The following is a 14,679-nucleotide window of genomic DNA, read 5'->3' on the forward strand; positions in this document are numbered from 1 at the left end:
GAAATTTTATTTCATGCCTACCTTAGACGCTTGTCGTCGGGAGTATGACGTGAGGATGGGTTAGATGCCCATAATTTATTTCTAATAGAAACTCTACCTATGGAGTTATAAAAATGACTCTATAGGTAGGGTTTTTGTTATTGTTACATACAAATAAATAGATTTATAGGGGGAGTATAATTGAAAAAAGTAAGAAAAGCAATTATCCCAGCCGCTGGTCTTGGGACAAGATTTTTACCAGCAACGAAGGCGATGCCAAAAGAAATGTTACCTATCGTCGATAAACCGACAATTCAATACATAATAGAAGAAGCAATTGAATCAGGAATTGAAGACATTATTATTGTTACTGGAAAAGGAAAACGTGCTATTGAAGATCATTTCGATCACTCTTTCGAATTAGAACAAAGCCTTTTAGAAAAAGGGAAGTATGAAATGCTTGAAAAAGTACAAGCTTCCTCAAAAATAAATATTCATTACATAAGACAAAAAGAGCCAAAAGGTTTAGGGCATGCGGTATGGTGCGCTCGTAAATTTATTGGGAATGAACCATTTGCGGTATTACTGGGTGATGATATTGTACAAGCAGAAACACCATGTTTACGCCAATTGATGGATCAATATGAAGGTACACAGTCGTCAGTTATTGGTGTACAAACAGTGCCTGAAAACGAAACACATCGTTACGGTATTATCGATCCGGTTGAACAGAATGATCGCCGTTATCAAGTACGACAATTTGTGGAAAAACCAGCTCAAGGAACGGCACCATCAAATTTAGCAATTATGGGACGTTACGTATTAACACCAGAAATCTTTATGTTTCTTGAGAATCAACAAACAGGCGCTGGTGGCGAAATTCAATTAACGGATGCAATTCAACGTTTAAATGAAATTCAGCGTGTGTTTGCTTATGATTTTGAAGGAACTCGTTATGATGTTGGGGAGAAGTTTGGATTTATTAAGACAACGATTGAAATGGCATTACAGCATGAAGAATTAAAAGAAGACTTGATGAAATATATGAATACAATAGTTGGCAAAGAGAATGTATTCATATAAAAGAGAGGAAGGGAAAAGTTGGAGGAAAGAAATTTAATAAATAAATCTGCAACGGAAACTATCGATACTGTTAGAAAGCAAAATGTTTTGTATTTATTAATGAAAAGGGCAATAGATATTGTAGGTGCAATTATAGGTTTAATTATATTCTCCCCATTTTTTATTATAATCCCTATTCTTTATATGCGTGGAGAGGGAAAAGGGCCGGTATTTTTTAGGCAATCTAGGATAGGACAAAATGGTGAAACTTTTGGAATATATAAATTCCGTTCCATGGTAATTGATGCAGAAAAGAAGTTAAAACAAAATGAAGTGCTCTATAAAAAGTATATAGATAATAACTATAAACTTGAACCGGAAGAAGATCCTCGTATTACGAGTGTAGGGCGTTTTTTAAGGAAAACGAGCTTGGATGAATTACCCCAGTTTATCAATGTTCTTAAGGGCGACATGAGTTTAGTTGGACCAAGACCAGTAGTTCAAGAGGAGCTATTAGAATATGGGGAAAGAAAAAGTGACTTTTTATCTGTGAAACCAGGAATTACAGGATACTGGCAGGTTAGTGGAAGAAGTGATGTTGGATACCCTGAAAGAGTAGATTTAGAATTGCATTATGTATACAATGCATCATTATTTTTCGATATAAAAATTCTATTTTTAACTGTAGTAAATGTGGTATTAAGAAGAGGAGCTTATTAATTAACTTTATTGTTGTAAAATGGAAAGGGTGTTACAGATGAATGAAAAAATTTGTGTAGTAGGATTAGGTTATATTGGATTACCAACAGCAAGTTTATTGGCCACTAAAGGATTTCAGGTATATGGTGTAGATGTCAATGAATCTGCTGTAGAAATGATTAATAGCGGAAAAGTACATATTTATGAACCGGATTTAGATATTATGGTAAAAGCCGCTGTGCAAAGTGGAAATTTAAAGGCAGGAATTGTACCAGAAACGTCGGATATTTTCATATTAGCTGTTCCAACACCGTTTAAGGGTGATCATAAGCCAGATTTAACTTATGTTGAACAGGCAACAAAAACAATAGCACCATACATAAAACCAGGTGATTTGGTGATTTTAGAATCTACAAGCCCAGTAGGAACAACAGAAAAAGTGACGGAATGGATTTTAGAAGAACGTGAAGATTTAACTGTGACAGAAGAAATTAACTCAAATAAAGGAGTTTTCTTTGTAGCACACTGTCCTGAAAGGGTATTACCAGGACATATCTTAAGAGAATTAGTAGAAAATGATCGAATAATAGGTGGTATTAACCAAAAATCTACGAAGAAAACTGTAGATTTTTATAAGAAATTTGTCAAAGGTAAAATACTTGAAACAAATGCTAGAACAGCGGAAATGGCAAAGTTAACAGAAAACTCATTCCGAGATGTGAACATTGCATTTGCTAATGAATTATCTATAATTTGCGATGAACTTCATATTAATGTTTGGGAATTAATAAGTTTAGCAAATAGACATCCTCGTGTGAATATTTTACAACCAGGACCAGGAGTAGGTGGACATTGTATTGCTGTGGATCCTTGGTTTATTGTAGACGCAGTGCCAGAACAAGCTAAACTTATCCATGCAGCTCGAAAGGTAAATGATTATAAGCCTGGTTATGTAGTAGATAAAATTCGTGAAAAAGCGGACAAATTTAAAAATCCTATCATTGCTTGTTTAGGCTTAGCATTTAAGGCTAATATTGATGATTTACGTGAAAGTCCGTCTGTAGAAATTGTTAAATATTTAACTGATTTGGATGTTGGAGAAGTCAAAGTTGTAGAACCGCATATTAATAGTCTCCCGAAAGATTTAGTGGATAAAGATATAGAGTTAGTTAATCTATATGAAGCAATTACTATAGCAGATATAATTGTAGTTCTTGTTGATCATGAAGTCTTTTATAGTATAGATAAGAATATACTCAAGGAGAAAATTGTTATTGATACAAGAGGTATTATATAAAAATTAAATATGATCAATCTGGCATGAAAGTTAATTTAAATAATAATAGGTGTTTTTAAGTTACGTATAAGATTGTTACAGATTCGTTTATGTCAGATTGGTCAATATATATTTTAGAAATGCGTTTATAAATAAAGAAATTAAGATAAAGACTAAAATAGATAATTATCTATTTTAGTCTTTATCTTAATTTATAGGGGATTGAAATAAATGTTGAGAATAAAGGTTCAAAAAGATTTTTCGAAATTATGGATAAATGCAAAGAAGATAAATTTTTTTCATTTATTAAGTGCTAACTTGTTAGTACAACTTGTGGGGTTTGGAGGGCAAATTTTCCTTACTAGAATACTTCCTGTGGAAGACATAGGAAGAATAAAAGTATTGCAATCATATTTAGCAATTTTAATCATCATTGCAACACTTGGGATTAATGTCGCTGTTGTCAAATTATGCTCTGAAGGAAAAGGGAAGCAGTATTCAGAAAACTTGTTCATTATAGGATTGAAAATTGGTATCGGTTTTTCATTAATTGTAACTATAGGTGTCTTTTGTATGACATATTTCTCAATATTGTCAAAGGATAATTTAATTAACAGTAATTTGCGTTATTTTATATTACAATTGCCATTTATGGTTTTTAACTCGATAGTAACATATTATCTCCAATCTCAATTAAAAATAAAAGAAGTATCCAAGATACAATCTTATTCGAAAATTTTCGTATTATTTATAAGTACATTAATAGCTGCTATCTTTGGATTTTTTGGTTATTTAGTATGTTTAGTTATAACTAACTCGATAACAAGTGTACTTTGTATTTATTTCGTTAGAAGTGAATTAAAGTCGTTGTTTAAAATAAAAATAAATTTTGTATTTGTAAAAAAAATTCTTAGGATAGGAAGTGTTTCGTTTTTAACAAATTTATTAGGTCAACTACTGATCTATCTAAATATTTTTATAATGACTAATTTTTCTGTGAACAATAATGAATTGGGTTTTTATAGTATTGCACAATTAATTGTTGTTTCTTTAATGATAATACCAAATACAATTAATCAAATATTGTTACCGAAATTTTCAGGATATACAAATGATATTAAAAAAGCGATAGAATTGTTTCAAAAGGCTTATAGAAAATTAATAATTTGTGTGATTGGAATTACATTTTTAGCATATCTATTATGTCCTTTGGTGATTCCCGTGGTATTTGGTGAACAATATCATAATTCTATAATTTACTTAAATATATTACTCGCAGGTTTTATGTTTTGGGGCATGTATTCACTAAAGGGAATTTTCTTATTTGCAATTGGAGCAGTAAAGTATAATTTTTATACGAATTTAATTTCATTTTTAATTAATATAATATTAAATCTTATACTTATTAAGCATTTTGAGGTTATAGGAGCAGCAGTCGCAACTACTAGCACATATTTTTTAACTATATTTATAAATAACTATTACTATAATAAGGTGATTAAAAATTTGCTTTAAAATAAAGCATTTATAGGTATTAATGTGTAGCTTGTAGAGTCTGTAAATAGTATGAAATACTCTAGAGAGACGTATCTCGGAAAATTAAAAAACAAGGGTAATAAAATAAATAAACTTCTAAATTATTGAGGAAATAAATTATAGATTCATTTTTGTTAACGAATGTCAAAGAAATGAAATAGGAATTGCAGTTTTTAATGCAATTCCGAAAAACTAATAGCAAAAAAAATTATAGTTGTTGCAAGTAGTTGAGAATTGGAGAGGTAGAATTTGAATATTTACAATAATTTATATAGGCTGTTTTTAAACAGGATTACTGTTATGAAAAATTCAAATATATTAAAAAATATAAAAAGACAGTTTTTAAAAAGGATATTTAATAATGTAGGGCAAGATATAAGAGTAATGAGTTGTATTACTTATTCAAACGGTTACAACATAAGTATTGGTGATTCTTCTGGGATAGGAGATAGGGCTTTTTTACAAGATATAGGAGAAATCCTAATAGGAAAAGATGTTTTAATGGCATCAGATGTAGCAATTTACACTGCTAATCATAAATACGATAAAAAACAGTTGATTAGGGAACAAGGGATAGAGGTAAAAAAGGTCGTAGTTGAAGATGATGTCTGGATTGGAACACGTGTTATCATATTGCCAGGTGTTACTATTAAAAAAGGTGCAATTATTGCAGCTGGTGCGGTAGTAACTACTGATGTTGAGCAATATTCCATTGTTGGTGGAGTACCGGCAAAAAAAATAGGAGAAAGAACTTAATAGATATTCGTAATTTTATTAAGAAAGGAAATTTTTATGAGGCTTTTATATATAGTAGAAATGAATGAAGATAATAAGGCTGGCTTATTTAATGCAACCCATGATCGAATAGCTAATAATTGGGATAAAGTTGATGCTAATATATTATCACTTAAATTTTATGATGGAAAATTACTTAGTCTGGTCAAAAAAGTTTTAAATAAAAAAGTAATTAAAAAAGGAAAGAGTTCATTTATAAATAAAGGAATTAATTATAAAAATCTCTATATAAAACGTACAATCTTTAATACCTTTATGGAGAAGGTAGGATTTGATTTTTTTCTTTATTTAATTTTTATAATAAAGCATAAAAATTTATTTCGTAATGTAGATCTAGTAAGTGCTCATTGGGGGCATTACCAAGGTAGCTTAGCATGTTATCTCAAACAAATCTTTTCAATACCATATGTGTTAACTTTACATGGTTCTGATGTACATAGTGCACCATATATATATAGGGCATATAAAAAACAAATTATAAGAAACATAACAAGGTCCGATTATAATATTTTTGTTAGTAAAGAGTTAGAGAATATAGCAAATGATCTTTGTAATTTGGATGAGAATTCTGGAGTTATTTATAATAGTGTGGATATATCTAAATTTCATCCGTATCTTGAAAATAAAAAGAAAAGTGTTAAATTAGATTTAAATTTGAGTGGGAAAGTTATTGGGTATGTAGGGAATTTAGTGGATGTAAAAGGAGTCGAGAGCTTACCTGAAATATGTAAGCACCTTAAAGAAATCTACAAAGGGCATTTTACTTGCGTAGTTATAGGTGACGGTGAATTAAAGAATATAATAAAGGACAAGTTTGAAGAATATGAGATAAACCACCAACTATTAGGAAAGAAAACGCAAGAAGAAATACCAGGTTTAATGAATATTATGGATGTCTTGGTGCTCCCTAGTAAGAAGGAGGGACTAGGAAATGTATTATTAGAAGCTCAGGCATGTGGAACTCCAGTTGTTGGAAGTAATATAGGGGGGATACCAGAAGCTATTATTGATTTGAATAGTCTGGTGGATCGAAATGAGAATTTTGAAGTTAACTTTGCTATACAAATTTCAAATATATTAAATCAAAAGCAAGAAATAAGTAATGAGGAATTAACTGAGAGAATTAGTGAGCGCTATAATAAGGGGAAATTATCTGAACAAGAAATGGAGATATTTAAAAAGGTTCTATTGAAAAGGGAATCAGCAAGCATTTAATGTGTTTTTTAGGCCACCTTAATTTTTAGTTAGGATGATTTAATTGAAGAATAAAAATTTCATAATGATTTTTTGTTTTATAGGAGCATTTTTGGGCTTTTTAACACTAGGTCCATATTTTACGTGGGGAAATCATTTTAGAGAGATTGTTGGTATTGTAAATGTAGGCTTGTTTATAATTTTATCAGCAAAATTTAAGATAATAGAAAGGAATAATATAAAATATGCACTTATGGCTATGGTTTTAATATTCCTTTTTTCTTTTAGATTTGATCAATATTATAACATTATTTTTAATGGTCTATTTTATACTGCATCACTTGTACCATTTGTCTTAGTAACGAAAAAATTAAAATTAAAAATATATGATTATTTTATTAAAATAATAGCCATTTCATACATACCCGCAATTATGGTAGCAATTTTATTGCTAATCGGAATAGACTTGCCTTGGGAACAACTTGCAAGTAATTCCACCAGTAAATCCTATTATCGTCAGTATTTAGGTTTAGCGAATTATGCGGTTTATTATGATATTTCAGAGCAATATATTTTCTCTTTTGGAGGAAGTATTGATAGGATATGTGCAATGTTTAATGAACCGGGCGTAGTTGGAACTGTTAGTGCACTAATATTAATTTCTAAAAAAATGAAGTTGAAAAGTAGGTATGAAAAAATAATTTTAATAGCAGGTGTACTTTCTTTATCTTTTGCTTTTTATTTTTTAGTCGTGGCATATCTAATGCTTAAGAGTAGAAGGAATTTTATTATAATAGCATTCTCTTCTATAATAATATTTTCAATTACCCCAAAGGATTCCTTTTTATATAACAGATTATTGTATAGATTTGAAATAAACTCTGAAGGTTTGGCTGGTAATAATAGGGTTAATAATGGATTTGAATATTTATATAAGGACTTCCATGAAAATGGTAGTATAAAAGATATTATGCTGGGAATTGGTGAGAGTCAGTTTTATATAAAGTCAGCTAACTATAATTCCTCGGCATTATCATGGAAGACTTTTATAGTTATTGATGGATATATTCTATTTTGCTTACATGCATTGTTCTTTATATATATGGGCTTAAGAGGTGGGAATAAAAATACAATTTTATTTATAATAATATATTTTGCATCTCTATATCAAAGGCCTTTCGATTTCTCATTAGGATATTGGTTAATATTTTTTGCTGGTATTCTATACAGTTTAAATAAAGAAGAAAATACAGTTGATAATAAAAGTTTATCGAGGGGAAATGTAAATGAAGAAAAAAGCATTGTTTGCAACTAGTAATTATTGGAATTCACCGTTCCAAGTAGGTACTCATCATATTGCTAAAGAATTAGTGGGAAAAGGGTGGGAAATTGCTTATATTTCAGCACCAATATCACCTATTCATCGAATGTTCTCACCTACTAAGGAATTCTATGACCGATATGAGATTTACAAAAAAGGTGGGGAAACTTTTGAGGACGGAAAGGTCTGGTCATACGTACCTGGGGCTTTATTAACACCAAATAATAAACCTATTTTAAGAAGTGAAATTATATATAATCATTGGAATAAACTCGGATACCCTAATATAAAAAAGTTAATAGAACTTAAAAATTTTAGGGAAGTGGACTTACTTTATTTTGATAATGGTCTCCAAAATTATTTGTTAGATTTTATAAATTATAAAAAATCAGTTTTTAGGATGGCAGATAAAAACTCTGGTTTTTCTAATAGTACAAAAGCGCTAGAGAAAGCAGAAACAAAGTTATCTCAAAGTGTAGATCGAGTTTTATATACTGCACATACGTTAGAGGATCATGTAAATGGTTTAAAACCTAAAGATACATTATATTTCCCAAACGGTGTTAACTTAGCGCACTTTTTAGAAAAAAAAGAGCAACCTGTTGAATATAAATCTATCGATAAACCAATTGTTGTTTATGTAGGTGCTATAGAAGAATGGTTTGATTTTAACTTATTTAATGAGATGGCTAAAAAAATGCCAGACTTTGCTTTTGTAGTAATAGGTCCTGATAAATTAGCTAAGCAGCACATTAATGAAATTGAGAATATTCATATTTTAGGTAGAAGGAGTTATGATCAACTCCCAGCATATCTTCAATATGCTAACGTGGGGATTATACCTTTTAATGTTAAAGAGTACTCTCATTTGTTAGATTATGTAAATCCATTGAAGTTGTATGAATATATGGTTTCAGGTATTCCAGTAGTTAGTAGTAAATGGAAAGAGCTGGAATTAATAAATAGTCCAGCACAATTAGCTGAAAACCTAGATCAATTTATAGAAGCAATTAAAGAAGCGGTGAGAGATACGGATAAAGAAAAATATATTAACTTTGCAAAACAACATAGTTGGACTAGTAGGGTAGATAATTTGCTAGCAGAAGTATTAGAATAGGGGATTAATTGTGAAAAAAAAAGTGCTATTAATAACGGTTAGAGCAGATTATGGTGGAGGGCCTGAACATGTATATCGGTTGATAAAGAATATGGATTCCAATATAGAGTATTATGTTGCTTGTCCAGAAGAAGAACCATATTGGGATAGATATACACAGCTATTAGGTGAAGGAGAGTTAATAAAAATTCCTCATAGAAAATTCAAATTGAAATACTATTTGGAAATGCTAAGTTTTGTAAAGAAAAATAATATTGATATTATTCATTCACATGGAAAGGGAGCAGGTATTTACAGTCGATTATTAAAAGTTTTTGCTCCAAAAAATGTAAATATTGTACATACTTTTCATGGTATACACTTAGATTATAAGAATTTTATAAATAAGATTTATATTTTTATAGAGAGATTTTTATCTTATTTCACAGATTCTTTCATTTGTGTGTCAGATGGAGAACGGGATAAAGTAAATAATGTGAAATTAGTTCAAAATAATAAACTCAATGTTATTGTAAATGGTGTGGAAATTCCAAGGGATCATGTAGTTAATAATAATCAAACTTTTAACATCGTTTCAGTAACGAGGTTTGATAATCAAAAAAACTCAAAAAAATCTATAGAGATAATGGAAACTCTCATTAAAAGGCATGGGTATGAAGATTCTACCTTAACTTTTATAGGTCAAGGACCTCAAATGAAAGAATTACAAGATTATGTAAAAATGAGGAAACTGGAGAGGAATATTATATTTTTCGGTCCTACGCAAAATGTAATAAAGGAAATGCAGAAGTATAACATGTATTTATCATCTGCAAAGTGGGAAGGTATGCCTTTAGCGGTATTAGAGGCAATGTCAGTGGGGTTACCTGCAGTATTGTCTAATGTAGTTGGAAACCGAGATATTGTGGAACATGGTAAAGATGGTTATTTATACGAATTAGATGATACGGATAAAATAGTTGACTTAATGGTTCAATTAAAAGATGAAAAATGGATTGATATGTCGACTAAAGCGAGAGAAAAGATTGTTAGTAAATATAGTGTGCAGCAAATGGTAAAAGGTACAAAACAAATATATTCTAAGATTAGTGGTGTTTCTAAATGAAAATAGCAATTGTACATGATTGGTTTGTGACATATGCGGGTGCTGAAAAAGTTGTAGAGCAAATGTTAGATGTTTTTCCAGAAGCGGATTTATTTAGCGTTGTGGATCATCTAGGGGAGAATAGAGGATTTATAAAAAATAAAGAAGTAAAAACTACCTTTATTCAAAAATTACCTTTCTCAAAGAAAAAATATAGAAATTATTTACCATTAATGCCTTTAGCAATTGAACAATTGGATTTATCTCAATATGATGTAATCCTTTCTAGCTCACATGCTGTAGCAAAAGGAGTCTTAACTGGTCCAGATCAGATACATATTTCATATGTACATTCTCCTATTCGTTATGCTTGGGATTTGCAACATCAATATTTAAGAGAGTCTAAATTAGACAAAGGAATTAAAGGATTAATAACAAAATCCATTTTACATAAGGTTAGAAATTGGGATTACCGTACTGCCAATGGCGTTGATTATTTCATTGGTAATTCAAATTTTATTGGGCGTAGAATATGGAAGGTATATAGAAGGGAATCAGAGGTAATATATCCGCCTGTTGATATTTCTGCATTTACATTACATGAACAAAAAGAAGATTTTTATTTAACGGCATCACGTATGGTTCCATATAAAAAAATTGATTTAATTGTAGAAGCCTTTGCAAATATGCCAGATAAAAAGTTGGTTGTTATTGGAGACGGACCAGATTTTGAAAAAGTGAAAGCTAAGGCTAAAGGTAATATTCAAATTTTAGGTTATCAATCATTTGAGGTACTTAAGGATCATATGCAACGTGCAAAAGGCTTTGTATTTGCTGCAGAAGAAGATTTTGGGATTACACCAGTGGAAGCACAGGCTTGTGGTACACCTGTTATTACATATGGTAAGGGTGGTGCTACAGAAACTGTTTTAGATTTAAATCATGAGAAACCGACTGGTCTATTCTTTAAAGAGCAAACTGTTGGAAGTATTGTTGAGAAAATTAATGAATTTGAAAAAAGTTATGATAAGTTTACTCCAACTAATTGTAGGGAGAATGCTATAAGATTTTCTCCGGAGAGATTTAGAGAAGAGATTAGAAGTATTGTAGAGGAAAAATATAATGAAAAATTTCTAGGGTGAGGAGATAATATCTTCACCTTTTTTATTTTTGGTAAGGGAGTGGAAAAATGAAATTAATATTATTATCTGGTGGTTCAGGAAAACGTCTATGGCCATTATCAAATGATTCGCGTTCTAAGCAATTTTTAAAAGTACTTAAAAATGAGAATGATGAAATGCAATCTATGGTTCAAAGGGTATGGGGCCAATTAACAAGCTTAGGTATTGAAAATGATGCAGTTATTGCTACAAGTAAATCTCAAGTAGATATGATTAATAGTCAACTAGGAAATGATGTACCTATTATCATCGAGCCAGAACGTCGTGATACATTCCCGGCAATCGCTCTTGCTGCTTCATATCTATATTCTAAAGAGCACGTTGATTTGGATGAGGTTGTAGGGGTATTACCTGTAGATCCATACGTAGAAAATAGTTTCTTTGAAAGGTTATTGGATTTAGAAAAGGCACTAAACTCTTCAAATGCAGATCTAGGTTTAATGGGGGTTACCCCTACATATCCATCTGAAAAATATGGTTATATTGTTCCTGATATAGAGGAGAGCACACAGGAACTCATTCAGGTAAGTCATTTTAAAGAAAAGCCAGCCGCTACCGAGGCGGAAGAGTTACTAAAACAAAATGCGCTTTGGAACAGCGGTGTATTTGCATTTAAATTAGATAAAATTATCTCCCTATTAGATCAAAAAGGACTTCCTGTTCAATATGATGTTTTAGTTCAACGATATGCAAGTTTACCAAAGATAAGTTTTGACTATGAGGTAGTAGAGAAAACAGAAAATATTATTGCACTTCCTTATAACGGTTCATGGAAAGATCTTGGAACTTGGAATACCCTTACAGAAGAAATGGGGATGAACATCCTTGGTAAGGGGAATATGGGGATTGAATGTGAGCAAAACCATATTATTAATGAGCTAGATATCCCAGTTTCTGTACTAGGTCTTTCTAATATAATTGTAGCTGCTAGTCCAGATGGTATTTTAGTTTCAGAAAAAGATGCAAGTCCTCGAGTGAAAGAATTAGTGGGGGATTGGGATCAAAGGCCAATGTATGAAGAGCGTCGCTGGGGTTGGTACCGTGTACTAGATCATACTAAATATGATGATGGAAACGAAGTATTAACAAAGCGCATTGGTATTACAGCCAGTAAAAATTTAAGCTATCAATATCATCATAATAGAAGTGAAGTTTGGACAATTGTAAAAGGTGAAGGTATTTTTGTATTAGATAATGAAATACGAGTTGTTCGGCCTGGGGATGTGTTAGAAATTCAGCCGAGACAGAGGCATGCAATTAAGGCTGTTACAGATTTAGAGTTTATTGAAGTACAATCAGGTAGCGAATTAGTTGAGGAAGATATTGTTCGGATTTATATGCAATGGAAAGAAATAGAGGAAGTTTGTTATTTGAAAGGTTAAAAATTAGTAGTGAGAGTAGCTAGAGGTGGAGTTATTTTGTATAAAGAACCGTTATTTTTTCAACCCGTGTTGCAGGAAAGGATTTGGGGGGGAGAATCTTTAAAAGAATTTAATTATGATTTACCTTCCCAAACGGTCGGTGAGTGTTGGGGGATTTCTGCTCATTTAAATGGTCCAAGTATTGTAATGGGTGGTAAATATAAAGGCTTAACATTAAAGCAACTGTGGGATGAACATAGAACATTATTTGGAGACCATCAAGCTGAACGATTTCCGTTACTAACTAAAATTTTAGATGCAAAGAAGGATTTGTCTGTACAAGTACATCCAAATGATGAATTTGCAAATATTCATGAAAATGGTGAGTTAGGAAAAACGGAATGCTGGTATATTATTGATTGTGAAGAAAATGCTGAAATTGTTTATGGTCATACTGCTAAAAATAATGATGAATTTAAATATATGGTTGAAAACAGTGACTGGGGTCGTTTATTATGCCGTAGATTAATTAAGCCAGGGGATTTTTTCTACGTACCAAGTGGAACTATCCATGCGTTATGTGAAGGAACATTAGTATTAGAGACACAACAAAGTTCAGATACGACATATCGTGTGTATGATTATGATCGTATTGATAGTGATGGGAATAAGCGAGAACTACATGTTGAAAAATCAGTTGCTGTATCAACAATTCCCCATGAGGATTATAAGGTTTATCCTGAAATTGAAAAAAAGAATGGTGCCATTATTACTAAGTATGTAAGGGAAAAGTACTTTTCAGTTTATAAATGGGAGATTCAAATAGAAGCATCTTTTCAGCAAAATCAACCATTTCAATTAGCCAGTGTAATTGAAGGTGAAGCGACATTAAGAACCGTAAGTGGTGAATTTAGTATAAAAAAAGGAGATCACTTTATTCTTCCTGCTGGAATTGAAAGTTTTGTTATAAAAGGAAATGTGACTTTAATTATCTCTCATCCATAGGATAGGTCAAATTAATTTTGGAATTTAACTTTAATATTTAGTATTATTACTATAATATAATGAAGAGGTCTTAGTATTTTATTTGTAATTATAAGCAAAGAGGGTATAGAAATGAAAAAGAAAATTTTATTTTGGATTCTCGGTATAATAGGAGTGCTGATTATTGGTGGTGGAGCGTATGCTTACCATGTTTATTCTAATGTATCTAACACGTTAGATGCTGTGCATAAACCGTTAGATCGTGAAAAGTCAGATAAACGATCGGAAAAAGTAGATGTAGCAGATAAAAAACCAATCTCAATTTTGTTAATGGGAAGTGATCAACGAAAAGATGAGGTAGGACGATCAGATTCTCTAATGTTGTTTACTTTAAATCCAAAGACAAAGTCTATGAAAATTACAAGTATACCACGTGATTCTTATACAGAAATTGTTGGGAAAGGTAAAAAAGATAAGATTAACCATGCTTATGCATTTGGTGGTATTGATATGGCTGTGAAAACAGTTGAGAATTTTCTTAATGTACCAGTTGACCATTATATTGAAGTGAATATGGCTGGTTTTAAAGATATTGTGGATGCTGTTGGTGGAGTAGATATTAATAATGATATGGACTTTACAATTGATGGCGTTCATTATGCAAAAGGTGAATTACATTTAAAGGGAGATAAAGCATTACTATATTCTAGAATGAGATATCAAGATCCACGCGGTGACTTTGGTCGTCAGATGCGTCAACGTCAAGTTATTCAAGCTGTAATTAAAAAAGGTGCAAATGTATCTTCTCTAGCAAACTATGGTGACGTGTTAAAAGCAATTGAGAAAAACGTTAAAACAAGTTTAACGCAAGAGCAAATGTTTGATATTCAAAAGAACTATAAAGACTGTATGCAGAACAGTGAAGAAATCCAAATCCCAGGTGACGGCCATAAAGCCGCTGATGGTATTTGGTACTATTATGTTCCAGATGCAGCGAAACAAGATTTAACGAATAAGTTAAGAGCGCACCTTGAATTGACTAAGTAATTATGTAATAACCCAACTCCTTTGGAAGGAGTTGGGTTTATTT

General features: G+C 31.2%; 12 protein-coding genes and 1 pseudogene. All 13 read left to right on the plus strand.

All coding sequences use genetic code 11. The features are described from left to right. Nucleotides 1–180: 180 nt before the first annotated feature. The 13 genes and pseudogenes from bpsC to tagU all read left to right on the plus strand — a co-directional run bounded on the left by bpsC (nt 181) and on the right by tagU (nt 14,636). Nucleotides 181–1,062, plus strand: a complete 882-nt coding sequence (bpsC, locus tag CQ064_RS16580; RefSeq protein WP_000757789.1) for a UTP--glucose-1-phosphate uridylyltransferase BpsC — start codon at nt 181–183, stop codon at nt 1,060–1,062. Between the two features lie 18 nt (nt 1,063–1,080). Beyond that, a complete protein-coding gene (locus CQ064_RS16585) occupies nt 1,081–1,761 on the plus strand; it encodes a sugar transferase (protein WP_000392722.1) in 681 nt (226 codons plus the stop codon). Between the two features lie 37 nt (nt 1,762–1,798). Further along, the gene (wecC, locus tag CQ064_RS16590) at nt 1,799–3,037 is read left to right on the plus strand and encodes a UDP-N-acetyl-D-mannosamine dehydrogenase (RefSeq protein WP_001003088.1); all 1,239 of its coding nucleotides are present in this window, start codon (nt 1,799–1,801) and stop codon (nt 3,035–3,037) included. A gap of 210 nt (nt 3,038–3,247) precedes the next feature. Continuing rightward, nucleotides 3,248–4,531: an oligosaccharide flippase family protein gene (locus tag CQ064_RS16595; RefSeq protein WP_000944344.1), complete on the plus strand. Its 1,284-nt coding sequence runs from the start codon at nt 3,248–3,250 to the stop codon at nt 4,529–4,531. A 621-nt stretch (nt 4,532–5,152) separates the two neighbouring features. Continuing rightward, nucleotides 5,153–5,308, plus strand: a pseudogene (locus tag CQ064_RS34440) (acyltransferase); the annotation flags it as partial. Nucleotides 5,309–5,344: 36 nt separating this feature from the next. Continuing rightward, a complete protein-coding gene (locus CQ064_RS16605; protein WP_001238639.1) occupies nt 5,345–6,562 on the plus strand; it encodes a glycosyltransferase in 1,218 nt (405 codons plus the stop codon). Nucleotides 6,563–6,626: 64 nt separating this feature from the next. Further along, on the plus strand, nt 6,627–7,856 hold the full coding sequence (locus CQ064_RS16610) for a hypothetical protein (RefSeq protein ID WP_003272411.1): 1,230 nt from the start codon (nt 6,627–6,629) through the stop codon (nt 7,854–7,856). Then, a complete protein-coding gene (locus CQ064_RS16615; RefSeq protein WP_000725792.1) occupies nt 7,828–8,979 on the plus strand; it encodes a GumK N-terminal domain-containing glycosyltransferase in 1,152 nt (383 codons plus the stop codon). Before CQ064_RS16610 ends, CQ064_RS16615 begins: the two co-directional genes overlap by 29 nt. Before the next feature lie 10 nt (nt 8,980–8,989). After that, nucleotides 8,990–10,084: a glycosyltransferase gene (locus CQ064_RS16620; protein ID WP_000731029.1), complete on the plus strand. Its 1,095-nt coding sequence runs from the start codon at nt 8,990–8,992 to the stop codon at nt 10,082–10,084. Further along, complete coding sequence (locus CQ064_RS16625; protein ID WP_000684573.1) at nt 10,081–11,205, plus strand: glycosyltransferase family 4 protein; 1,125 nt, start codon at nt 10,081–10,083, stop codon at nt 11,203–11,205. Before CQ064_RS16620 ends, CQ064_RS16625 begins: the two co-directional genes overlap by 4 nt. A 47-nt stretch (nt 11,206–11,252) precedes the next feature. Next, nucleotides 11,253–12,626: a sugar phosphate nucleotidyltransferase gene (locus CQ064_RS16630; RefSeq protein ID WP_000767078.1), complete on the plus strand. Its 1,374-nt coding sequence runs from the start codon at nt 11,253–11,255 to the stop codon at nt 12,624–12,626. 36 nt (nt 12,627–12,662) lie between these two features. Beyond that, nucleotides 12,663–13,610, plus strand: coding sequence for a mannose-6-phosphate isomerase, class I (gene manA / locus CQ064_RS16635; RefSeq protein ID WP_000276318.1), 948 nt, complete (start codon nt 12,663–12,665; stop codon nt 13,608–13,610). A gap of 111 nt (nt 13,611–13,721) precedes the next feature. Beyond that, nucleotides 13,722–14,636, plus strand: a complete 915-nt coding sequence (gene tagU / locus CQ064_RS16640) for a polyisoprenyl-teichoic acid--peptidoglycan teichoic acid transferase TagU (RefSeq protein WP_000727049.1) — start codon at nt 13,722–13,724, stop codon at nt 14,634–14,636. The last annotated feature ends 43 nt before the right edge of the window (nt 14,637–14,679 follow it).

This window comes from Bacillus sp. MYb78 (assembly GCF_002975115.1).
GTDB lineage: Bacteria > Bacillota > Bacilli > Bacillales > Bacillaceae_G > Bacillus_A > Bacillus_A cereus.

Bases quoted from the DNA above. Each gene is read 5' to 3' on its own strand.
- wecC (WP_001003088.1), top strand. From the start codon at position 1,799: ATGAATGAAAAAATTTGTGTAGTAGGATTAGGTTATATTGGATTACCA.
- CQ064_RS16610 (WP_003272411.1), top strand. From the start codon at position 6,627: ATGATTTTTTGTTTTATAGGAGCATTTTTGGGCTTTTTAACACTAGGT.
- CQ064_RS16630 (WP_000767078.1), top strand. From the start codon at position 11,253: ATGAAATTAATATTATTATCTGGTGGTTCAGGAAAACGTCTATGGCCA.
- tagU (WP_000727049.1), top strand. From the start codon at position 13,722: ATGAAAAAGAAAATTTTATTTTGGATTCTCGGTATAATAGGAGTGCTG.
- CQ064_RS16625 (WP_000684573.1), top strand. From the start codon at position 10,081: ATGAAAATAGCAATTGTACATGATTGGTTTGTGACATATGCGGGTGCT.
- CQ064_RS16595 (WP_000944344.1), top strand. From the start codon at position 3,248: ATGTTGAGAATAAAGGTTCAAAAAGATTTTTCGAAATTATGGATAAAT.
- CQ064_RS16615 (WP_000725792.1), top strand. From the start codon at position 7,828: ATGAAGAAAAAAGCATTGTTTGCAACTAGTAATTATTGGAATTCACCG.
- CQ064_RS16605 (WP_001238639.1), top strand. From the start codon at position 5,345: ATGAGGCTTTTATATATAGTAGAAATGAATGAAGATAATAAGGCTGGC.